The sequence below is a fragment of the Thermostichus sp. MS-CIW-38 genome (genome assembly GCF_054058415.1).
In genome coordinates this window covers 37,893-58,928 of the sequence record NZ_JBSSAH010000017.1, presented here as the reverse complement: position 1 = coordinate 58,928, position 21,036 = coordinate 37,893, and the positions used below count along the sequence as shown (strand labels likewise).

The following is a 21,036-nucleotide window of genomic DNA, read 5'->3' as shown; positions in this document are numbered from 1 at the left end:
TTGGATAACAGTAGTCATGAGGACAAACTTCCCTAAGGAAGCGCGAAGATTGACAACCTAAACTTAAAACATCCGTTAAGTTTCGTCAACTACCTGCCTCAAAAATGAGGAGGGGATCCCTTTCTCTATCGGCTGCCCCTCGGCAGAAAGAGGGCTTCTAAGGCCTGGCCGAGAGTCGGTTCCATCACCACCCGGTCTTCGTAGGCAGCGATCACCCGGGTGAGCTGAGGCAAGCGGCCCTGTTCTGCTTCGATGTAGAGGGGCTGAACATAGAGCAAAGAAGTCTCGATAGGAATGACCAGCAGCGTGCCCAGGTTCACCCGCGACCCATGCTGGTTCCAGAGGGAAATTTGCTCGGAGATTAAGGGATCCTGATTGACCCGTGCTTCCACCTGTTCCGGGCCATAGATGAGCCGTTGCTTGGAAAACTCGTACACCAGGAGCTTGCCGTAGTTTTCCCCGTCGCAGCGGGCCGCTATCCAAGCCACCATGTTCTGCTTGTTAACAGGGGCATAGGGGGAGAGGAGGACGAACTCAGGAGTGTGGTTTGCAACCCCTTGGGGATCCCTCGGCAAGGTGAGAATGAGATACTGCGGCTGCATGGGAATGCGCCGTCGATTGCGGAACTGGCCGGGGATCTGCCATTGATCCTCGCGGTTGTAGAAGAGGCGGGGATCCGTCATGTGGTAGGTGGCAAACTGCTGCGCTTGCAGGCGGAAGAGGTCTTGGGGATAGCGGATGTGTTGCCGCAGCGGCTCCGGCATTGCCTCCAGAGGCTTGAAGAGGGTGGGGTAGATGCGGGCGTAGGCTTGGATGAGGGGATCCCGAGGGTCGGCAATGTACCAATCGATGCTGCCGTTGTAGGCGTCCATCACCGCCTTGACCGAGTTGCGGATGTAGTTGAAGGGAAAGCCGGGCAGGTGCTCCGAGTAGGGGTAGCGGCTGCTGGTGGTATAGGCATCGAAAAACCAGTAGAGCTTGCCGCCTTGAATGACCAGGTAGGGATCCCGGTCGTAGAGCAAAAAGGGCATCACCCGACGGATGCGCTCGCGGATTTGGCGGCGATAGAGAAAGCGGGTGGCAGAAGACAGCTCGCGGCTGAGAAGGATGCGCAGATCGCCAAAATGCCAGGCGTAGAGAAACCGCTGCCAGAGGTGGGGAATGGGCACGCCACCGCTGCCCCGGTAGCTGCTGTACACATAGCGCTCTGCTGCAGGGTAGTCCAATTCCCGCGCCTCAGCGCCCACGAAAACATCGGTGGTGGTCAGCTCGCCATAGTAGAGGGCCGGCTGCTCCACCCGCAAGACGGAGGCCACCTCAGGGTAGCGAGGAGAAACCCGCGGCGGAATATCCGATAGGAAAAAATCCGGCAGGCCTTCAGGGGTCACCACATTCACCGGGCTGAGGGTGAGGCCATAGCCGTGGGTGTAGAAAAACCGCCGGTTAACCCAGGTTTGGGCGGCGGGGGGTACCTGGGCAAAGTCCAGCTCGCGGGCGGCATGCATAACTTGGCGCAATTCTCCCCCAATGCGGTAGCGATCCACATTCACATAGGGAAATTGGTAGTAGGGGCGGATTTCTTGCAGTTGGCGGTAGGTGGCTAATAGGGGATCCGCATCCCAGAGGCGCACGTTGCTCAGGGTGGATTGATTCTGCTGCAGGATCTCCCAGGTGAGGGCTCCCCCTTCCGGGAAGGGTTGGACTTCGACATCGGCCAGGCCAAAGCCAGCACGGGTAAAACGGATGTTGTCCTCGATGTAGGGGCGCTCCAGCTCCAGCTCGTTGGGGGTGACCAAGAAGGTCTGCACCAGTTGGGGATAAAGTTGGGTGGTTAGCAGCCCAAACCCCAGGTAGGCCCCCCAGAGGATGGCCGGCGCCAAGAGAGAGCTGGCCCAGGGGGGGCACCAGGACTTGAGGAAAGGAAGGTTGAGGCGGATCCCCTGGCGGGCCAAAGCCCAGAATCCCACCGCCGTCAGGCCTGCCACCCCGCTCATCAAGGTCGTGGCCGGCAAGGTTGCATGCACATCGGCAAAACCGGCCCCAAACACAACGCCGCGGGTGGAATAGAGCAGCTCGTAGCGCTCCAGCCAATGGCCCCAGGCGCGAATGAGAAACAGGGATCCCCCCAAGATCAGCAGGTGCCGCTGGGCATAGAGAGAGAGGGCCAAGGTCAGCCGTTGCTCGGAAAGCCCCAGCTCCACCAAGTAGATGAGGACAACGGCAATCAAGGTGAGCAGCACCAGGTTGAAGCACCAATGCTGCACCGTCTCCCAGAAAGGCAGGCTGAAGAGAAAAAAGCCGAGATCGCGGTTGAAAATGGGATCCGACTCCCCGACGGGCCCCTGGTTCAGCCAGAGCAACAGCGTGAACCAGTGATTGGAAAGAGACCAAGCAAAGAAAACACTCAAACCTGTGGCAATCGCCCAGGCCCCAGCCAAGGTTGCCCCCCGCCAGCAGGAGCAGATGTTGGATCCCACCACCGCCAGGGCAAAGAGGAAAGCGCCCAGGCCCAGCCCCCAGCGGGCAATTACCCGCGTCCACAGCACCGGCAGAGCATGCAGCTCGGCAAACCAGGCCAGATCTACATAGAAAGAGGCCAAAGCCGTGATGGCCAGGATCCCCAGCCCCACCCCCAGCAGCAGAAACAATCCTCGCCGCAACCTCTGCATCGCCTCAGGATCCTCGGCTCAAAGCTGTTCTTGGTCGCGTCAGCGGTGCAGTTTCCCTTCGCCCGAGCGTTGCGGAACAACACAGGGTGCCGTAGGCATAGCCCTGTTCTAGCTGTTGCACCGCCTGCACCAAGCCTGCCGGCCCGCCGTCCACCCGCACCACCGGGATCCCCACCTGGGCCTGCACCTCTTGCCAGGTCAGATCGTCCAAAAAGCGCTCCCCATCCTTAAGGGCAATCTGAGGTAGCAGCAGCCCATCGTAGGCCGCCAAGTTTTCAACCGATTTCAAGGCATTCAAGACATCTTGGCCCGTCAGCAGCCCGGTTACCGTCAGGGTTTGTCCCCAAAATTGGCTGGCAATAGGCAAAAGATCCAACTGCAGCCCGCGGATGCGGTTCATCTGCTCCACCACAGGCTGGAAGGCTTGCTCTACGGCATTGCCCACCACCCACAGAACCTTGAGGGGAGAAGGGAGCTCAGGCGGCAGTTTGAGCTGCTCGAACTTGCTGAGGAAAAGCCGCAGGGATCCCACGCCATTCCCCAGTTGGGGGTAATCTTCATAGTGCTCTGCCGGTGGCAGTTCCCACCCCGCCAGCAGATACCACTCATCGGCCAGCCAGGCAAAGGTGGATCCCAATGTTTGCCGAAACTCGACCTGCAAAGTTTCCACCTGCCGGATCACTTCTCGGGCCTTGGCTGCATCCACAGGAACCAGCTCATCTCCAGGGGGGCGAAAGCGGGTCAGCCCCACAGGCACCACAGCAGCCGACAGCACCGTAGGGATCCCGTCTACGGGCCGGCGAAAGGCGGCCAAATCGAGGAGTGTGCGGGTGAGGTGATCCCCATCGTTCCAGCCTGGGCAGACCACCACCTGTGCGTGCAGTTGCAAGCGATGCTGGCGAAACCAGGCCAACTGCTCCAAAATCAGGCCAGCCCGCGGGTTTTTGAGCAAGCGGCTGCGCAGCTCCGGGTCGGTAGCATGCACTGACACGTAGAGGGGAGAAAGGCGCAGGCGAGCGATGCGCTCCCATTCGGCAGCAGGCAAGTTGGTGAGGGTGAGGTAGCTGCCGTAGAGAAAGCTGAGGCGGTAGTCGTCGTCCTTGAGGTGCAGCGTTGCCCGCATTTCCGGAGGTTGTTGGTCGATGAAGCAAAAGGGGCAAGCGTTGGCGCACTGGATCAGGCCATCGAACAGGGCTGTCTCAAACTCTAGCCCCAGATCCTCGTCGATTCCCTTCTCCAGCTCAACTGTGCGCGGGATCCCTTGGCTATTCAAGATCTCCAGGCTTACACACTCCTCAGCGATCAGGAAGCGGTAGTCGATGAGATCGCGGGGGCGCTCGCCGTTGATGCTGACCAGGGCCTCTCCAGGTCGAATGCCTGCTTCTGCTGCCAGGGATCCCGGCAAAACAGCACTGATGCGGGCAGGCTTGAGGCTAGTACGAGACATAAGATTGACTCATAATCAGATGTGCTATTCGCGTTGGCAGGGCGGAGTCCTGGATCGGGACAGCGTTGTGTAGCAAGAACGAGGCTCGGTTGCGTTGCCAGAAGAGCTCACTGCAAACAGCGGAGAATAGCCGCCTCTAGCTCGGTTTGGCTGAGATCCGTCACCACAAACACCTCCTGCACGCTGCTTCCCTTGCGGGCCACCAGCTTGTACCCGCCCCGGATCGGCACCGAAACCCGCAACTGCAACTGGGGGATCCGCCCACGGCTGCAGGACAGAGCGCCCGGCGTCACGGTTTTAATGCCCGCCTGCCGGGTCAGGCGTTCCAAAACAGGGATCAACCCTGAGATGTGGGTGGAGTGGTTCCAAACCAGACGACCAGAGGGCTCAGACATGGCGGCCAAAGTGAGGAGAGGATGGGATCCCTATCCTATTCCTCCACAAATACCTGCTGCTCGTTGTGGAAAACTGGATGTCCAAAATGCCTGAAGATTCCCCGCCTGCGGTCGTGGCTCTGATCTTGGCCGGGGGCAACAGCCGCCGCATGGGATCCGACAAAGCCTTGGTGCTTTGGGATGGGATCCCCCTGCTGCGACGGGTGGCTCAGGTGGCAGCAGCCTGCGCCGACGCGGTTTACATCCTCACCCCCTGGCCGGAGCGCTATGCGCCGGTGGTGGATCCCGGTTGGCACCTCTGGCGGGAAAACGTTCACAGCCGCGACAGCATTGCGGAGCAACACCGAGGCCCGCTGCTGGCCTTTCAAGAGGGGATCCGGCGGCTACAAACCTTGGCTGCTCCCCCGGAGTGGATCCTGCTGCTGGCCTGCGATCTGCCCTGCTTGCAGGAGCAGGTTCTTGGGGATTGGCGACAGCGCCTTGCCACCCTGCCCCCTCAGACGGTGGCCGCCCTGCCCAAAAGTCAGCGGGGCTGGGAGCCCCTGTGTGGCTTCTATCGCCTGGCGCAGCTAGGTTCTCTGGAGAGTTTCTTGCAGGCAGGAGGAAGATCCTTTCAGGGCTGGTTGTCCCAGGTGCCAACAGCCATCCTGCCCCTGACCGTTCCCGACAGCGGGACGGAGTCCCTTGAGAGGATGCTCACCAATTGCAACACCCCTGCAGATCTGCAGCTGGGGGGAAACCTGGGTAGGGGGTGATCCCTGGGATCGGCAAAGGGAGGGATCCCCTCATGTCACAATGGGTAAAGATTTGCTCGGTTTCTTATCTCGGCGCCGTGCTTACTTCCCTTTACTACCGCGAGATCCCTTGCCCCGATAGTGCTCAAGTGCTGCGCTGGCTACAGGAGTGTATCCCCCTGCCCCAAGGCAGCCAGAAGGTTCTTACCCCCACGGGCCTGCGCCTACAGGGATCCGGCGCTGAGCTGGCCCTTTTCTTGTGGTCGGGGCTGAACACCACCTATCTCAAGGTGTTCCAGTGGTCGGAACAGCCCTTCCCCCGCCAAGCTCGCTGGCTGGGAGAGCTGGAACAGGCCATTCAAAGCCAATTTCCCCACTGCTACCCGCAGTTGCCCCAGATCGACCTGAACCGGGGATCCATCTTCGATCAGCTTGAGCCTTTCTACCCGCAAACGGTGAAGTATTTTCGGCGGATCCCCAATGGAGAATTTGACCTGCAGCGGGTGTACTGGTGGGAAAAGCGCTGGCGGGAAGAAGTGCAACATTGCCACGCAGCCCACCGCCCTGCTCAGCCGGTCTTGTTTCGCGAGCCTGGCCCTGAGCCGGCCCCAGTGGAGTGGGATCTGGCCATCGTGGGAGGAGCGCTGGGAGCCATCTATGGAGCGGCCATGGCTCGCTTGGGCTACCGCGTGGCCTTGGTGGAGCGGCTTCCTTTTGGCCGCATGAACCGCGAGTGGAACATCTCCCGGCGGGAGCTGCAAACCCTGGTGGATTTGGGCCTTCTGAGCGCCGAGCAGATGGAGAGCTTGATCCTGCGGGAATACACGGATGGGTTCAACAAGTTTTTTGACGGCAATAGCCCGGTTCGCGCTCCCGTTTTGCACACGCCGACGGTACTCAATCTGGCCATTGACGCGGAAAAGCTATTGCAGCTCTGTGGCCAAATTCTCACTTCCTGCGGGGGAGCTATCTACGAGCGCACCGAGTTTCAGCGGGCCTATGTTGGCGAACAAGGCGTCACGCTGGTTTTGAAGGATTTGCCCACCGGCGAGGAGTTTCGGCTGGGATCCCGCCTTGTGGTGGATGCTATGGGAACAGTCTCTCCCATTGCCCAGCAGCTTTACCGCCATCGGGCTTTTGATAGCGTCTGCCCCACGGTGGGGGCTACCATTGCGGGGGGGTTTGAGCCAGGGGTATGGGATCCCCAGTTTGGGGACATTCTGGCCAGCCACGGGGACATCAGCCGCGGTCGGCAACTCATTTGGGAGCTGTTCCCCGGGCCAGGCGAAGATCTTACCTTTTATCTGTTCCACTACCACCAGGTGCATCCGGAAAACCCCGGATCCCTGCTGGAACTGTACGAAGATTTTTTCACTATTCTGCCGGAATACCGCCGCTGCGACCCAGAGCGCTTGCAGTGGAAAAAAGCGACCTTCGGCTATATCCCCGGACGATTTGGCCAGCCCCGGCACCCTGTTGGCGGCAGCGGGGCGGAGTCTTCGGAACCCTTTGACCGGATACTGCTCATAGGGGATGCGGCGGCTATGCAATCGCCCCTTAGCTTTACCGGGTTTGGATCCCTGGTGCGCAATTGCCCCCGCCTGTGCGATCTGCTGGATACGGCGCTGCGCCACGACCTGCTCAGGGCTGCAGACTTAGCCCAGATCCGGGCCTACCAGGGCAACTCCGCCGTCACCTGGCTCTTCTCGCGGGGGATGATGGTGCCCACCGGCAAGGTGCTGCCCCCCGAGCGCATCAATGCCACTCTCAACAGCTTTTTCGGCATTCTCGCCACCGAGCCGCCGGAGGTGGTGGACGATTTCATCAAAGACCGGGCTGGCTGGCTGGCCTTTAACCGCATGGCCATCAAAGCTGCCCTGCAAAACCCACGGCTGCTGCTGTGGATCTGGGAGGCCGTAGGGGCCAAAGGCTTTGCCCAGTGGCTACCCACCTACCTCAGCTATACCGGCCTGGCCTTGACCTCTGCTTTGCTCAGGGGCTGGCTTCCAAATCTGCTGCGTCGCCTGCAGCCCTGGCTAGAAGCGCGTTACCCCCGCCTGTGGCTGCGCTGCCTGCAGTGGAGCTACACCCTCACGTATGGGGTAGGGCAGCCGCGCATCCAGTTTCAACTCCCCCCCACTCAAGAAAAGACCCAAAACACAATACCGACTTGGATAGAGGAGAGGGCTTGAGCTGGTGGCGCGGTCGGAGAATGCGGCCACGCCAGTTTTTTGATGCCTGTGCTTTTGCTTGCCTCAAGTCACAATCTTCAATGTCTGCTTCAATGTCTGCAGAAAAGGCAGGTGACAATACAGCCTGTTCACAAACTGGGGGATACAAAAATCGTGTTTCCGAGGCTTGACCCTAACGAGGTTTAAAACAAGCAGGTTTATAGTCATTTTAAACAGAACTGAAAGATTTCTGTTGTATTGCTTCCTAACTCCCCTCTCCCTTTGGGAGAGGGGTTGGGGGTGAGGGATGACTCCCTCTGGGAAAGGGGCTGGGGGTGGTCGCGGCAGCGGCGCGGAACGCTTGGGGAGTGTCTCAATTAGCCTAGAATGACCATACAACCGTATCCCGTGGTCCCTTAGTGGGCTGTAGTTGTGTAGCTAAAGCCAATTAGCAAAAGATCCCATTGGATGCTAGCAGTCCTCACTTGTGTTTGCTAGCAGCTTTACCTCTTATCTGCACAGATTTCTGCACAGATTATTTACACAGAGCTGAACGAGGGAGTGCCCATCAGGCAAAGCCTTCCTCTGTGGCGCAAAAGTATTTCGCCACGCAGGGATCTGCCTGTCCTTTGCCTTGGCATTTTGCCCAAGTTGAGTATAATCAATACCTAACATCCAGGATCAGATCGAGGATAGTTGGGAAGGGATCCCAACCTTGATTTGGTTTTGAGACTGCTAGTCCCCTTTTTAGGATCTTTCGCAAAAAACTCTGTAGGACTGAGCCCAGTCGCGTCAGCGTTGCGGAGCAACATGGTTTACACCTTCGAGATCATCGGCATCGCCCCTGCTCTGCAGTTCTTTCATCAGCAACAGAAGCTGGCCCAGCGGCCCTGTGGGGTGGAATACCTGGGTACCAGCTCCTGCACCCTCGATGCGTTGCTGGGATCCGTGGAGGAAGTGCCGGCCCGGCGCGGCTGGGACTTGGATCAGTTGGTCGACGCTGTTATCCGCTTTTGGTGCAGCAACCCCGATTTGGTCAGTATGTGGCGCTCTCGTTTTCGCGATGCCGGGCGAGATGCGCTGTTGGTCTCGCGAGTGGGGCATATTCAATCACTGCGGCAGGAATTTGAATGGCTGCTGAAGCAGTAGATGCCGAGCGCCACTCTCGCCACCTGGGTAGGAGAAGGCGCGGTTAGCAGGTAGGCTAGGGGCAGAACTGGTTTGTGAGCACCCATGAGCGACACAGTTTTCGGCAAGATCATCCGCAGGGAGATCCCTGCACAAATCGTTTACGAAGACGATAGAGCCCTGGCCTTCAAAGATATTGCCCCCCAAGCCCCTGTCCACATTTTGGTGGTGCCCAAAGAGCCCATCCCCGGCATTTCCCAGGCCAAGCCCGAACATGAGGCATTGCTGGGACATCTCCTGCTGACCGCTCAGCGGGTGGCTGCCGAGGCAGGTTTAAATAAAGGCTACCGATTGGTGATCAACGAAGGAGAAGACGGCGGGCAAACCGTCTTTCATCTCCACATTCACGTTCTGGGCGGTCGGGGGATGGGCTGGCCCCCAGGTTGAGCGATGGTTTTTCCCACCCATTGGAGCCTCTGCAGGTACAATCCTGTCATTACGGAGGTAAACAGCGGGCGGGGTCTGGGATCGATGGAGTGGCACGTAACCGATGCAGAGAGTTTGATGATCATCGACCAGGAGGTGGGCAAGCACGAGCTTTCTCCTGCTGAGTATGAGGTGGTTCGTCGGGTTATTTATGCTACTGCCGACTTTGAGTACTTGAACCTCATCCGTTTTGGTAACGAAGCCTTACAGGCTGGGGCGGCGGCCTTGGCAGCGCGTACCACCATTGTGGTCGATGAGCCGATGGTGCAGGTGGGCATTGCCTGGGCTGTTCAGAACACCTTTTCCAACCCCATCTATTGCAGCAGCGAAGCCATTACCCGCCCCCAAAGGGACAAGACCCGCTCCGCTTGGGGCTTGGAAACTCTGGCCCAACGCTACCCTGAGGCGATCTTTGTGATTGGCCAATCCCAGACTGCCCTCTCCACCTTGGTGCAGCTGATTAGAAAGAAGGAGGTGGCCCCTGCTCTGGTCATCGCCACGCCGGCTGGGTTTGTGAACGTGGTGCAAGCCAAGCAGGAGCTAGCCGATTCCATGGTGCCCCACATCCGCACTGAGGGACGCAAAGGAGGCCCGGCAGTGGCTGCAGCGGTGTTGGATGGCCTGCTGGACTTGGCTTGGCACGCCTATATACGGGTCAGCAGCGCAGACTATCCTGGCAAATCCGCCGTTTCTTGACATGCTCCTTGCTCTACTGGCTGGCTAAGCCAAGGCAAACTGCGCAGCGGTAGAGCAGGGCTTTAGACCCCATTTCTAGAGTAGGTCTGCTGATCTGATCGAGATCACTCAACTGGGGGGATCCCGATCACCCGGCCTTCAAGTCGGCATCGGCAAGATGGGAGCTGCGCTCTCAGTCCTGCCTCTTCAGAAAATGGCCTGAGAGACGACTGGGTTGGGCCTATGGAGGGATCTTCCCATGCGGTGTGCCATCTTCTTTTGCTGGCTTGCCTGGGTTTTTGCGCCGGGGGCTTGGGCACAAGCTGAGCCATGCCCGGTGGTCGTCCTTTCGCCCTCTTCACAGTTGCAGTTGTCAGAATCGTCAACACTTGCCTCTACTCTCTCGACAGCCCAGAAAGTGCTCCACACTGCTACTGCACTCGACAAGGCAGAGGTTATCGCTACGCAACATTTTCCCGAACCGGTCAGCCCCTACCAGCGCTGGCGACAGAGGTATGCCCCCTCGGATCCCCTCTCTTCAGGTTTGAACAGCGTCCCTTATCGGCCAGCCCAGCAGGGATCCCAAAGGATTCAACAGGGAACAGAGGGGCTGCCCTTAGGGCCTGCGACCCGCCAAGGGGAACAGCTGGAGCAGATCGGGATCCGCCTGGGAGAAGACAGCCCTTTTTTCCTACATCCCAGTGGGTTGGTCTATCGGCAGTCCTATTGAAGTTTTTGTGAGTCTGTTCGCTACAGGGATCCCAGCTTCCCCAGGGAGAAGGGCTGGGAGTGAGAAATTATCTCTCACTTCTCTCTTCTCACTGCTCACTATCAGTATTAGTACAGTATTAGTAATGATTCCCTACCTTGCGGTGGTGGATGGCGGTGAGGCCCTCTGGGCTGGAGACCCGACCAGCTTCTAGGGTGCTGTACACCACCCAGTGATCGCTGGTTTCCAGGCGGCTCACCACACGGCACTCCAGGTAGGCCAAAGCATCGGCCAAGATGGGGGATCCGTTGGCAGCAGGGTAGGTCTTGATCCCGGCAAAGCGGTCGGCTCCCGGTGGAAATCGCTTCAGGAAGTGGCGCATCAAGGGTTGGTAATGGCCTTCTTGCAGCACATTTAACACGAAGGTATCTCCCACCTGCAGGAAGGATTCGATGGCCCGATCCTTGGCCACCGCAATGCTGATCCCTGGCGGATCGGTGCTGGCTTGGGCTACCCAGGAGGCGAGCATAGCGCTGGTGGCTTGCCCTTTGCGGGCAGTGATGATGTAGAGGCCATTGCTAATGCGGCCCAGGGCGCGATCCAGGTCGGCATCCAAGGCTTTCATCTGCTGAATGCTGCGATCCCGGGTCAGCCACTGCCCCAGGTCGGTACCTGCTTCTTCGGCCAGTTGCAGCAGGGCCTCGCCGGCAGGCTGCTTGAGCAGAATGGGGGCAAACACCTCTTTGGCGCCGATTTCTTGCAGTGTGTTGCGGCAGAGGTACACCGACTCGTCGTCTTCCCCCCCTGACTCGAACAGGCCAAAGCCCTGCTTGCTGTGGGCAGAGGCCAGCAGGGTTTTCAGCAGCACCTGGGTAGTGGCCGCCTCTGGCCCCGATTGGGGCGGCATGCCTATCACCACACCGGCGGCCAAGCTCATCAGCTCCCGCACCTCGTGGGCATCCACCAGCCGCAAATCTGCCAGCTCCACCTGGATGCCGGTTTTTTGGATCCCACGGGCAATGGCTTGAGCCAAGGTTTCCGCCTTGCCATATCCCGACAGGTAGAACACTGCCACCATCCGTTCAGCTTTGGCCTGCTCGAGGCTCCAGGTGCGATATTGCCCCACCCAGTCGGACAGGTGATGGCGCAGCAGGGGGCCGTGGCCGGTAGCAATGGCAGCGATAGGAGGCAAGGCTTCCATGCGCTTCAGGGCGGACAACACCGAGCGGGCGTTGGGCCCCATGAGGCAGTCGTAGTAGAGCTTGAAGTCGGCCTGCAACAGGTGGGGATGTTCGTCCCAGGCGAAATCGTCGCAGTAGTGCATCCCAAACACGTCGCAGGTGTAGAGGATCTGGGTGCCGTGGTCGTAGGTGAGGATGGTGTCGGGCCAGTGCAGGTTGGGGGCCGAGATGAACTCCAGAACGTGCCCTTTGCCCAGATCCAAGCGATCTCCCTGTTTCACCACCAGCCGCCGGAAGGGCCGATGCACCAGATCTTCCAGAAATTGCATGGCCACCTTGGAGGCCACCACCGTCATCTGGGGCGCCAGCTCCAGCAGATCACCGACTAGGCCGCTGTGATCTGGCTCGGTGTGGCTGACCACCAGGTAGTCGATCTGGGCAGGATCTAGGATCCCTTGCAGGCAATCCAGGTACAACTGGCGAAACTTCTCGTGGGAGGTGTCGATGAGGGCCACCTTCTCGCCGCGAATCAAGAAGGAGTTGTAGGTGGTGCCATTTTCCAGAGCAAATTCGATGTCAAATCGATCCCGATCCCAATCTTGGGAGCGAATGGCAAGGGTGTCGGCCCCGATGGGCAGAGTTTGCAGCGTCAGATGGGGCTGGGCCAGGCGAGGTGCGACTTGAGGTGCAACTGCAGTGGTGGCCATGTTCTCTCCCTAACTTTAAGTCGGGTCACAATCCTGATCTCAATGTAACTGAATGTTTATGTTGACGGCGGATGAAGATGAGCTATGCAGGTTTGGAAATCCTTATGGAATGCTTTTAGGGATCCTTGGGTTCCTGACTATCGAAGGGGTTGGGGCTTAGAACTGCAGCAAATTGGGCCAGGGTGTGGCGCAACTGATCCAGGTTTTGGCCGGTGGTGGCGGAAACAAACAGGGCCTTCGGGTAGAGCAGGCGCACATCCTCTACCCATTCGGGATCCAGGCGGTCGATTTTGTTAAACACCAGCTGCCGGGGGCCGGTGGCCAAGGGCATCTCGTCCAGCAATGTTTCCACCGCCTCGATTTGCCCCTCCCAGTTGGGGTGGGAGAGATCCACCACATGTAGTAGGGCATCGGCTTCCGTCACCTCTTCCAGGGTGGCTTGAAAGGCATCCACCAGTTGGTCTGGTAATTCGGTTAGAAATCCCACTGTGTCGGTCAACAGCACCGCCTGCTGGTCGGGCAGCTCCAGCCGCCGCGTGGTGGGATCCAAGGTGGCAAAGAGTTGGTCGGCCACGTAGACCTGGGCATGGGTGAGGGCATTGAGGAGGGTGGATTTGCCGGCGTTGGTGTAGCCCACCAGGGCCACCACAGGAATTTGGGATGCCTCGCGCCGTTGGCGCAGCCGCTGGCGGTGGCGGCGCAGCTCTTCCACCTCTTGCCGCAGCTTGGTGATGCGTCGCTGGATGGCCCGCCGCTCCATTTCCAGTTGGGTTTCCCCCGGGCCACGGGTGCCGATGCCCCCACCTAGCCGAGACATGGTGCGACCGCGACCGGCCAGGCGAGGCAGCAAATACTGCAGTTGCGCCAGCTCCACCTGCAATTTTCCGGCCCGGGTTCTGGCCCGCTGGGCAAAAATATCCAAGATCACCTCGCTGCGATCCACCACCCGCACTCCCAGGGCCTCTTCCAAGGTGCGCACCTGGCTGGGGGTAAGTTCCCGGTCGAACACCACCAAGTTAGCGCCCAGATCCTGGACCAGCAGAGCCAGCTCTTGCACCTTACCGGATCCGATTACCGTGGCCGAATTGGGGCCTTCCCGCCTCTGCCAGAGGGCTTGCAGCACCTGTCCGCCGGCACTCTCCACCAGGCGGCTCAGCTCCGCCAACCCATCCATGAGATCCTCGTAGCTCTGCCCGGACTCCTGCAGCCCCACCAGGATGGCCCGATCCTGATCCAGATCCACCTGGCGGGCGGTCAACTGGCGCCGAAAGCCATCTTCTAGCTCCGCCACCAGCTCCTGCAGATCCTGTTCTGCCAGGATCCCCAAAGGCAAAGGCTCAGAAACCTGCCAACGGCGCTCTCCCTCCGGCAGCAGATGGGCCAGATAGGCCCGGTGAACAAAGCCCGTAGCCGCTCCTCCCCGGCGTCGGTGCCCTCCTGACTTGGACACGGAAAGGGTGATGAGGGCATCCAAACGCTGCAGGGCCATGGCCGTCAGCGCTTTTTGACCGGGGCCCCCCTCCCCCATTTGGGTGGTAATGCAGCGGATCCCGGATAGGCGCTCGGCCCCCTGGCGGGGCAATTCCCAAGCCGGGATCTGGGTTTCAAAAGGGGATCCCAGCCCCACGCGGATTACCTGGCCGCGCCGGTTGAGGTAAACGCTGATGGGCTGACCTTCCAGATCTTGGGTCAGGGATCCCAGCCGTTGGGCAAACTCCACCGTCACCAGGCGGTTGGGGGGTAGGCGCAGTTGGTAAAGCCGTTGCAGTTGCTTTTGTTGGTGGGGCTTTAACCCTTTGGCCTGTTCGGGAAAGCGTCGTGGAGCGATAGCAGAGCTGAAGCGGGGGTCGGTCTGATGGCGAGAGGTGCTAGCCCTGGGCATGGGGACGGGGAAAGACCCAAAAACAAGCTTTCATCTACCATACACGCTAGCTGACAGCAGGAACTTGGGATCCAAAAGCAACGGCGGCAAACACTGGCCCAGTGTTGCGGGGGCAACAGTACGGCGATGTCATCAGCAACGGGTGCAACATTCAAACCAAGGTCATTCCCGAACAAAAGTAGGCGGAATACTTCCATGACCCAACCGAGGTACGCATGGGGCAGCCAAACCCAGACGATCACAGGCTTCCTGCTCGCCCATCATCTGCTCAAGGTCAACCCCAAAGATGTCAATGTGTTGGATCTGCCCAAGCGGGGATCCCTGTATTGAGCTTGCTGTCGGTGAGAGAGTTTCCAAATCGGTTGGGCAGTCAGGGATCCCTTTCGCTCCGTGTTGCCGGAATCCTGCTGCAACTCGGAGTAGCTGCATAAATCGGAAAAATCCGTAGTGCCAGCTCTTAGTTATCATAGATGCACGATTTCAACATCACCCCATTTTCTGCGCAAATATTCAGCAACCAGCCTACGATGACAGTGCTCAGGAGTAGCTTCACTACAAAGCAGACACCCTCCATCGAGAATACTTTTATCCACTTGATCTTCAATGCGACGCTCGGCCATCAGCGACAAAAACTGTCTCTCGTAGTTAGACCATTCACCACTGGCTTTGTAAGCATCGAGAATCTCTTGAGTTGGTGCAAGTTCCGGCAAATGAACATATCCAAGCTTGCAGATCTCGCGAAGAAAAAACTCTAGATCCCTCTTTTTCGTGAATCCCGCCAGTTGCGAGGTGTTATTAAGTCGAGTATCAACAACTCGAACCAGACCAGGCTGTTTTAAGCGATTAAAAAATTGCTCTGCACTTTTCTTCGTAAACCCTATCGTAAATATCTTCATGGCCTCGCGCTCCGCTCATCATTTTTTGACATTTTCTCATCTCGATAGGCGACACGCCTGCCTTGAATGAGATAGGCTTCGGCTATACACTCTTCCCGACTTCTAAACAAGTCCCCCTCTGGAAGTTTGCAAAGGGCAAGAAGACGAGATTCTAGAGCCTCATGAGTCTCCAAAGAGCCATTGGCCAAGATGTGGTTGACCGGAATCCCACTTTGAAAAAGTTTACGCGCCACCAGCAACGATCTATGACATTCAATAGGGTCTTTCTCAGCACACATCAGTGCGATCCGATACCGACTAGAACCTTGGATCAGACGGTCGATCCCTTCGAGGAAGGCTGGCTCATTTGCCAGTCGTTCATACTGAATCCTACCCTGATCATAGCAGCTCGGATTTTCGCTACGTCCTCCCAATTCTTTGCCCAGAAAGACGTAAGCAATACCTGCTGCCGCTAAAGCACTTTTCAACTTTTCTTGTGAATATTGAGGGACGTAACGGCTATATGGACGTGAGCGAACGTCGCCAATACCGGTGATGTTGTACTGGCGCAGTAAGTCTATGAAAAAATCAATCTCGTGGTTTGAGTGACCAATCGTGTAGATCTCTGATTTCATATGAGTCGACCTGAGTAGAGAACAGCCGCTATCAGCTTGTAGTAATAGCCCAAGTAGGGATCGCTAAGGCTAACACACAGCACCGGATCGGGGATGTCATATTGACCGTCTTCGCCCATTAGGAAATCCCGTTCAATCACAGGATCGGTAACATCCATGCAGTATTTTACTCCCTTGTATACAAACTCGCCGCGTACTCTACGCTTAGAATTCGGGTATCCTGGTGCCTTGTAACCAACCAACAGACGCAAATGCTCGACCGGTACAAGGTAAAGAGAAACTCCGCTTTCTCGCCCGACACTTAACCGGTTGTTCCACCCAGCATAGCTGCTCTCGCCAGTGCCCCAGAGATTCTCAGGGTTGTCTAGCCAACTGTTGATATCCTCCCAAGGCAGGTGGCCAACTTTTTTCCAGCGGTGCTTTGGATTGATAACGTGGTTCTCCCTCTGGTGAGGTAGTGGCTGAGGTGTATCACAAGAGACACAGAGAATATCAAGAAGTTCTGGGTCGCCACCGCTCTCGTAGTACCTCTCATGTTCAGAGACCTCATGTGACGGGCGGCTGCTGACAGGACGCACCCATTCTCCTGGCTCTCCGTTCTGCCATTCCTTGCCGGCAATACAGCGACCGGCCATTTTTCTGGAGTTGGCGAAACAGACAATCGTCTTGACGTAAGACATACAGGCTTCTGGGGCAAGGGCAAAGGCTCAATGGGAGTAATTTTCGGCTTCTTGAAAGTCCAGTAGTCAAATCCGTTCTTCAGGGCGAAAGGGGATCAAAAGGGCGCGGGGCGCTTTGGCATGGCGAGAGACCAAAATCAACGCCACAATACTGAGCAGATAGGGCAACATTAAGAAAAACTGATAGGGGATCCGGCTACCCCAAAGCTGCTGAAGGCGCAATTGCAAAGCATCAAACCCGGCAAACAGCAACGCTCCTCCTAAGGCTCGCCAGGGATCCCAAGCGGCAAAAACCACCAGAGCAATGCAAATCCACCCCCGCCCATTGACGATATTGAAGAAAAACGCATCGAACGCAGAGAGGGTTAAAAAAGCGCCGGCCACCGCCATGAGAGCGCTGCCCACCATCACCGCTCCGGTGCGAACGGCATAGACCGGGATCCCCTGGGAAGCGGCAGCCTGGGGATTTTCTCCAACCATGCGCACGGCCAGGCCCAGCGGAGTTCGGTAGAGGATGTAGGCCATGAGGGGCACCAGGAGAAGGCTGAGGTAGGTGAGGGGCGGCTGGGTAAACAGGGTTTCTCCCAGAAAGGGCAGGCTGGAGAGACCCGGGATCGGCCAAGGGCTGAAGGGGACGATTTTGGGAGGAGAGGTGACCTGGGGCAGGACCATGCGATAGACAAAATAGGCGGCATTAATGGTCAAGAGGGTGATGCCGATGCCGGTGACGTGCTGGGAAACCCCAAGGCGGACGGTCAACAGGCTGTGAATCAAGCCCACGCCGGCACCTAGGGTGGCAGCAAAGGCTACGCCCCACCACAATCCGGATCCCTGATAGACCACCAGCCAACCGGTCATGGCCCCCAGGGTCATGATCCCTTCGATGCCCAAATTGAGAACGCCGGCCCGCTCACAGAGGACTTCGCCCAAAGTGCCAAAGAGCAAGGGAGTGGCAATGCGCAGGGTGGCCACCCAAAAGCTGGTGGTGCTGATTAAGCTGATTAGACTCAGGAGTGCAGACACGGGTGCTCAGTCCCAGCGCAGACGATAACGGGCCAATCCCATGCAGACCAACATCCACAGCAGGGCAGCAGCAACAATGACATCGGCAAGATAGGTGGGAACGCCCAAGCTACGCCCCATGGTATCGGCTCCCACATAAACCCCGGCAATGAAAACTGCGGCCCCCACCACTCCCAAGGGATGCAGTTGGGCCAACAGGGCAACAACAATGCCGGTGTAGCCAAAGCCCGGGGATAAATCCAAGGTGAGATAGCCCTTGAGCCCGAGAAGTTCACAAGCTCCCGCCAAGCCTGCCAGCCCACCTCCCAACAATGAGGTATATAAAATAACTCTCCGGACTGGGATGCCGAGGAACCTGGCCGCTTCTGGGTTGGCGCCTACGGCTCGCATTTCTAAGCCCCAAACGGTGAACTGCTCCAGCCCCCACACCCCCAGGGCAGCAAGCAGGGCGATGATTAAACCAGCGTGGAGACGACTGCGGGGAATCAGCCGCGGCAGAAGAGCACTCTCCGCCAGGGCACGACCTTGGGGCCAACCGAGAGCCAGAGGATCTTTGAGGGGGCCTTCCAGGAGATAGCTGATCCCAAGAAGAATGACAAAATTGAGCAGCAAGGTGGTCACCACTTCGTCCACCTGGAACTGGGTCTTGAGCCAGGCCGGGATCCACAGCAGCAGCCCTCCAGCAATCCAGCCCGCCAGCAGCAGCACCAACACCAACCATGGGCGCGGCAGCAAAAGCCCACCGGTGCCCAAGAGGCTGGCAACCAGAGCCCCGCCATAAAACTGGCCTTCCGCACCGATGTTCCACAACTTGGCCCGAAAACACACCGCCACCGCCAATCCCGTCAGGATCAGAGGAACGGCCCGAGTCAAGGTCTCGCTTAGGGCAAAGGGGGATCCCACCGCTCCCCGCAGCAAAGCTCCATAGGCTGCCAAAACCGGGGATCCCGTCCACAGGATCAGCAGGCTACAGGAGAGGAAAGCCAGGACAATGGCTGCCATCGGCGCACTCAGGATCAGCCAAAGGGGCACAGTGGAACGAGGTTCAACACGCATCGGCCACCTCCTGCCCGGCCATACGCAACCCCAAGGCGGTCACCGTTGTGGTTTGGGTCGGGACTGCCGAGGAAAGCCGACCGCGATAGAGCACCGCCACTCGATCCGCTAAACTCAGCAATTCATCCAGGTCTTCGGAAATGAGCAGGATCCCGGCTCCAGCCCGGGCTGCTGCCAGAAGTTGGGCATGCACATAGGCCACAGCCCCCAGATCCAGTCCCCGCGTCGGTTGGTGAGCCACAATCACCTGGGGATCCCGACACAGCTCCCGCGAGAGGATCACTTTTTGCATATTTCCGCCGGACAGCAGTTGCACTGGCATCTGGAGCGCCTGCCGCGGATCCCCCCTCTGGAGCCCCCGCACATCGTAGGTCTGTAGCCAGGTGTGAGCCTGCTGATAGATTTGCCGGTGACGCAGGATCCCCCACCGCGAGAATTCGGGATCCCGATAGCGCTCGATCACCCAATTCTCCCACAGGCTAAGGGAACCAATCAGCCCAGTTTTGTGGCGGTCTTCTGGGATCCGGGCCATGCCTTGCCGCACCATCTCAGCAGGAGAGATCAGCCGCAGGACTCGGCCATGCAGATGGAGATGACCTTGGTGGGGCCGGATCACCCCACAGACCAGATCTGCCAGGACGGATTGCCCATTGCCCGCCACCCCGGCAATACCCACGATTTCGTGACGCCGCACCGTCAAAGAAACCTGCTCCAGATGCTGCTGCCCCACCCGACAGGAGACCTGCTGCAACTCTAAGACCGTCTCCCCCGGAGACAAAGGGGCTTTGACCACTGCCGCCAACCGCTGCCCCACCATCGCTTCCGCCAGAGCTGTGGGATGGATCTCAGCCGTCTTGCCCGTCATCACCACCCGCCCTGAGCGCAGCACCATCACCCGGTCACTGATGCGCATCACCTCCTGGAGCTTGTGGGAAATCAGCAGGATCCCCAGTCCGCGACCGGCCATCTGCCGTAGGGTGTGAAAAAACGGCTCAATTTCCGGTGGGGTTAACACCGCCGTAGGCTCATCCAAAATCAGGATCCGCGCCCCTCGATACAGCACCTTGAGGATCTCCACCCGCTGCCGCTCCCCTAAGGTCAGGGATCCCACCAGGGCATCGGGATCCACGGCCAACCCCAATTCCTCAGCTAGCTTTTGGATGCGCCGCCGTCCCTCTCGCCGCCGAGACCACAGGTGCCACAGGGGCTGAGTGCCCAGAAGAATGTTGTCCAGCACCGACAGATTATCGGCCAAGACCACATGCTGATGCACCATGCCTATCCCTGCCGCCAGGGCAGCCGCCGGGGATCCCAGCTTGAGGGGCCGACCAAACACCCACACCTGACCCTGATCGGGAACATAGTGCCCAAACAGGATATTCATCAGCGTCGTTTTGCCCGCCCCATTTTCCCCCAAGATGGCCAGAATCTCCCCGGCCCGCAGCTCAAGATCAATCTGGTCGTTGGCCAGCAGAGCACCAAAGCGCTTAGTAATGCCCACCACCTTCAAGGCCAAAGGCGCTTCAGAGGGTGGACTTGGGTTCGCTATCATCGATGGCTACAACAAAAGACCCTGCCAGAATCTCTGCCTGCCTCTGCATCACCTTAGCTTTCAGTTCAGCCGGAACCTTGTCGGCGAAGGTTCCCCAGTCGGAGAGGCTGGATCCCCCATATTTCATCATGCTGTAGATCCCGTAGTCCTCTGCCTTAAATTCTCCGGCCTTCACCGCGGCAATGGCTCTGTCGATGGTGGGTTCCATGTGCCACAGGGCACTGACCACCACCGTTTCCGGGTAGTCCGGCTGGGTATCGATCACATTGCCGATGGCCAAAACGCCCCTCTCTTTGGCGGCATCAGATACCCCAAACCGCTCTGCATAGAGGATATCTGCACCGGCATCAATTTGGGCAAAAGCCGCCTCTTTGGCTTTGGGGGGATCAAACCAACTGCCGATAAAGGTGACCAAAAACTTCACCTCCGGCTGCAGTTCCCTCGCCCCTGCCATAAAAGCATTCATGAGGCGGTTCACTTCTGGAATGGGATAGCCCCCCACCATGCCGATGATTTTGGAGCGGGTCAGCCCCCCGGCCACCATTCCCGTCAGATAGGAAGGCTCGTGGATGTAGTTGTCAAACACGGCAAAATTGCTCAGGGCAGGATCCGGCTTGAGGCTGGATCCCATCAAAAAGCTGACCTTGGGATAGTCTTTGGCTACTTCCCGCGCTTCCCGCTCCACCCCGAAGACCTCACCCACCAGCAGTTGGACGCCGCTCTCGGCATACTGACGCAGCACCCGTGGGTAGTCGGTGTTGGAAACTGACTCTGACCAGGTGTAGTCAATATCCCCCCGCTTCTGGGCAGCCATCAAGGCTTTATGGATCCGGCTCACCCACTGCTGCTCAATGGGAACCGTATAAACCCCGGCCACCTTCAGCTTGGTTCCTTGAGCCACCGCGGCATCGCGAACCAACCAGCGGCTCCCCATCAGGCCAGCCACAAAAGCCCCAGAACGCAGGCAGAAGTCCCGCCGGGAGAGTTCTAAACGTGCCATAGTCGCTTCTGTTGAGGTTAGTTCGAGATCG

At 58.4% G+C, this 21,036-nt stretch carries 19 protein-coding genes; 7 read left to right on the top strand and 12 right to left on the bottom strand.

Annotation, left to right across the window (positions count from 1 at the left end):
* Positions 1–125: 125 nt before the first annotated feature.
* The 3 genes from ACVWXZ_RS07850 to ACVWXZ_RS07840 all read right to left on the bottom strand — a co-directional run bounded on the left by ACVWXZ_RS07850 (position 126) and on the right by ACVWXZ_RS07840 (position 4,511).
* Complete coding sequence (locus ACVWXZ_RS07850; RefSeq protein ID WP_457403707.1) at positions 126–2,669, bottom strand: UPF0182 family membrane protein; 2,544 nt, start codon at positions 2,667–2,669, stop codon at positions 126–128.
* Positions 2,670–2,673: 4 nt separating this feature from the next.
* A complete protein-coding gene (locus ACVWXZ_RS07845) occupies positions 2,674–4,116 on the bottom strand; it encodes a TIGR03279 family radical SAM protein (RefSeq protein ID WP_457395288.1) in 1,443 nt (480 codons plus the stop codon).
* A gap of 107 nt (positions 4,117–4,223) precedes the next feature.
* Positions 4,224–4,511, bottom strand: a complete 288-nt coding sequence (locus ACVWXZ_RS07840) for a DUF2103 domain-containing protein (protein ID WP_414373940.1) — start codon at positions 4,509–4,511, stop codon at positions 4,224–4,226.
* 77 nt (positions 4,512–4,588) lie between these two features.
* On the opposite strand from ACVWXZ_RS07840, the gene ACVWXZ_RS07835 reads away from it, so the two are divergent.
* The 6 genes from ACVWXZ_RS07835 (at position 4,589) to ACVWXZ_RS07810 (ending at position 10,435) form a co-directional block, all read left to right on the top strand.
* The gene (locus ACVWXZ_RS07835; protein WP_457403708.1) at positions 4,589–5,266 is read left to right on the top strand and encodes a molybdenum cofactor guanylyltransferase; all 678 of its coding nucleotides are present in this window, start codon (positions 4,589–4,591) and stop codon (positions 5,264–5,266) included.
* Positions 5,267–5,298: 32 nt separating this feature from the next.
* Positions 5,299–7,437 carry an FAD-dependent oxidoreductase gene (locus ACVWXZ_RS07830; protein WP_457403709.1) on the top strand — a complete coding sequence of 713 codons (2,139 nt, stop codon included), beginning with the start codon at positions 5,299–5,301 and terminating at the stop codon, positions 7,435–7,437.
* A 789-nt stretch (positions 7,438–8,226) separates the two neighbouring features.
* Positions 8,227–8,565: a hypothetical protein gene (locus tag ACVWXZ_RS07825; RefSeq protein WP_011432042.1), complete on the top strand. Its 339-nt coding sequence runs from the start codon at positions 8,227–8,229 to the stop codon at positions 8,563–8,565.
* An 84-nt stretch (positions 8,566–8,649) separates the two neighbouring features.
* Positions 8,650–8,991, top strand: coding sequence for a histidine triad nucleotide-binding protein (locus ACVWXZ_RS07820; protein WP_011432043.1), 342 nt, complete (start codon positions 8,650–8,652; stop codon positions 8,989–8,991).
* A gap of 84 nt (positions 8,992–9,075) precedes the next feature.
* Positions 9,076–9,726 (top strand): precorrin-8X methylmutase, encoded by a 651-nt coding sequence (locus tag ACVWXZ_RS07815; RefSeq protein WP_011432044.1) that lies wholly within the window; start codon positions 9,076–9,078, stop codon positions 9,724–9,726.
* 238 nt (positions 9,727–9,964) lie between these two features.
* Positions 9,965–10,435 carry a hypothetical protein gene (locus ACVWXZ_RS07810; protein ID WP_011432045.1) on the top strand — a complete coding sequence of 157 codons (471 nt, stop codon included), beginning with the start codon at positions 9,965–9,967 and terminating at the stop codon, positions 10,433–10,435.
* A gap of 118 nt (positions 10,436–10,553) precedes the next feature.
* Here ACVWXZ_RS07810 and ACVWXZ_RS07805 read toward each other — a convergent pair whose 3' ends face one another.
* Together ACVWXZ_RS07805 and hflX are read right to left on the bottom strand one after the other, a co-directional pair.
* Entirely contained in the window at positions 10,554–12,302 is a 1,749-nt protein-coding gene (locus ACVWXZ_RS07805; protein ID WP_457403710.1) for a diflavin flavoprotein, read from the bottom strand.
* 115 nt (positions 12,303–12,417) lie between these two features.
* A complete protein-coding gene (gene hflX, locus ACVWXZ_RS07800) occupies positions 12,418–14,184 on the bottom strand; it encodes a GTPase HflX (protein ID WP_457403711.1) in 1,767 nt (588 codons plus the stop codon).
* A 195-nt stretch (positions 14,185–14,379) separates the two neighbouring features.
* On the opposite strand from hflX, the gene ACVWXZ_RS07795 reads away from it, so the two are divergent.
* Positions 14,380–14,514 (top strand): hypothetical protein, encoded by a 135-nt coding sequence (locus tag ACVWXZ_RS07795; RefSeq protein ID WP_414342083.1) that lies wholly within the window; start codon positions 14,380–14,382, stop codon positions 14,512–14,514.
* A gap of 134 nt (positions 14,515–14,648) precedes the next feature.
* Here ACVWXZ_RS07795 and ACVWXZ_RS07790 read toward each other — a convergent pair whose 3' ends face one another.
* The 7 genes from ACVWXZ_RS07790 to ACVWXZ_RS07760 form a co-directional block, all read right to left on the bottom strand.
* On the bottom strand, positions 14,649–15,080 hold the full coding sequence (locus ACVWXZ_RS07790; protein ID WP_414424599.1) for a DUF488 domain-containing protein: 432 nt from the start codon (positions 15,078–15,080) through the stop codon (positions 14,649–14,651).
* Complete coding sequence (locus ACVWXZ_RS07785) at positions 15,077–15,694, bottom strand: DUF488 domain-containing protein (RefSeq protein WP_414373927.1); 618 nt, start codon at positions 15,692–15,694, stop codon at positions 15,077–15,079. The genes ACVWXZ_RS07790 and ACVWXZ_RS07785 overlap by 4 nt, the downstream gene beginning before the upstream one ends.
* Positions 15,691–16,374: a dual OB domain-containing protein gene (locus tag ACVWXZ_RS07780; protein WP_011432051.1), complete on the bottom strand. Its 684-nt coding sequence runs from the start codon at positions 16,372–16,374 to the stop codon at positions 15,691–15,693. Before ACVWXZ_RS07780 ends, ACVWXZ_RS07785 begins: the two co-directional genes overlap by 4 nt.
* A gap of 66 nt (positions 16,375–16,440) precedes the next feature.
* Positions 16,441–17,397 (bottom strand): ABC transporter permease, encoded by a 957-nt coding sequence (locus ACVWXZ_RS07775; protein WP_457482357.1) that lies wholly within the window; start codon positions 17,395–17,397, stop codon positions 16,441–16,443.
* Between the two features lie 6 nt (positions 17,398–17,403).
* Positions 17,404–18,453, bottom strand: a complete 1,050-nt coding sequence (locus tag ACVWXZ_RS07770) for an ABC transporter permease (RefSeq protein ID WP_457482356.1) — start codon at positions 18,451–18,453, stop codon at positions 17,404–17,406.
* The gene (locus tag ACVWXZ_RS07765; RefSeq protein ID WP_457482355.1) at positions 18,443–20,005 is read right to left on the bottom strand and encodes an ABC transporter ATP-binding protein; all 1,563 of its coding nucleotides are present in this window, start codon (positions 20,003–20,005) and stop codon (positions 18,443–18,445) included. The genes ACVWXZ_RS07770 and ACVWXZ_RS07765 overlap by 11 nt, the downstream gene beginning before the upstream one ends.
* Positions 19,977–21,005: a BMP family protein gene (locus ACVWXZ_RS07760; RefSeq protein WP_099812061.1), complete on the bottom strand. Its 1,029-nt coding sequence runs from the start codon at positions 21,003–21,005 to the stop codon at positions 19,977–19,979. Before ACVWXZ_RS07760 ends, ACVWXZ_RS07765 begins: the two co-directional genes overlap by 29 nt.
* Positions 21,006–21,036: the final 31 nt, after the last annotated feature.

Bases quoted from the DNA above. Each gene is read 5' to 3' on its own strand.
- ACVWXZ_RS07795 (WP_414342083.1), top strand. From the start codon at position 14,380: ATGACCCAACCGAGGTACGCATGGGGCAGCCAAACCCAGACGATCACA.
- ACVWXZ_RS07815 (WP_011432044.1), top strand. From the start codon at position 9,076: ATGGAGTGGCACGTAACCGATGCAGAGAGTTTGATGATCATCGACCAG.
- ACVWXZ_RS07805 (WP_457403710.1), bottom strand. From the start codon at position 12,302: ATGGCCACCACTGCAGTTGCACCTCAAGTCGCACCTCGCCTGGCCCAG.
- hflX (WP_457403711.1), bottom strand. From the start codon at position 14,184: ATGCCCAGGGCTAGCACCTCTCGCCATCAGACCGACCCCCGCTTCAGC.
- ACVWXZ_RS07780 (WP_011432051.1), bottom strand. From the start codon at position 16,374: ATGTCTTACGTCAAGACGATTGTCTGTTTCGCCAACTCCAGAAAAATG.
- ACVWXZ_RS07810 (WP_011432045.1), top strand. From the start codon at position 9,965: ATGCGGTGTGCCATCTTCTTTTGCTGGCTTGCCTGGGTTTTTGCGCCG.
- ACVWXZ_RS07835 (WP_457403708.1), top strand. From the start codon at position 4,589: ATGTCCAAAATGCCTGAAGATTCCCCGCCTGCGGTCGTGGCTCTGATC.
- ACVWXZ_RS07785 (WP_414373927.1), bottom strand. From the start codon at position 15,694: ATGAAATCAGAGATCTACACGATTGGTCACTCAAACCACGAGATTGAT.
- ACVWXZ_RS07770 (WP_457482356.1), bottom strand. From the start codon at position 18,453: ATGCGTGTTGAACCTCGTTCCACTGTGCCCCTTTGGCTGATCCTGAGT.
- ACVWXZ_RS07850 (WP_457403707.1), bottom strand. From the start codon at position 2,669: ATGCAGAGGTTGCGGCGAGGATTGTTTCTGCTGCTGGGGGTGGGGCTG.
- ACVWXZ_RS07765 (WP_457482355.1), bottom strand. From the start codon at position 20,005: ATGATAGCGAACCCAAGTCCACCCTCTGAAGCGCCTTTGGCCTTGAAG.
- ACVWXZ_RS07845 (WP_457395288.1), bottom strand. From the start codon at position 4,116: ATGTCTCGTACTAGCCTCAAGCCTGCCCGCATCAGTGCTGTTTTGCCG.
- ACVWXZ_RS07840 (WP_414373940.1), bottom strand. From the start codon at position 4,511: ATGTCTGAGCCCTCTGGTCGTCTGGTTTGGAACCACTCCACCCACATC.
- ACVWXZ_RS07790 (WP_414424599.1), bottom strand. From the start codon at position 15,080: ATGAAGATATTTACGATAGGGTTTACGAAGAAAAGTGCAGAGCAATTT.
- ACVWXZ_RS07820 (WP_011432043.1), top strand. From the start codon at position 8,650: ATGAGCGACACAGTTTTCGGCAAGATCATCCGCAGGGAGATCCCTGCA.
- ACVWXZ_RS07830 (WP_457403709.1), top strand. From the start codon at position 5,299: ATGTCACAATGGGTAAAGATTTGCTCGGTTTCTTATCTCGGCGCCGTG.
- ACVWXZ_RS07825 (WP_011432042.1), top strand. From the start codon at position 8,227: ATGGTTTACACCTTCGAGATCATCGGCATCGCCCCTGCTCTGCAGTTC.
- ACVWXZ_RS07760 (WP_099812061.1), bottom strand. From the start codon at position 21,005: ATGGCACGTTTAGAACTCTCCCGGCGGGACTTCTGCCTGCGTTCTGGG.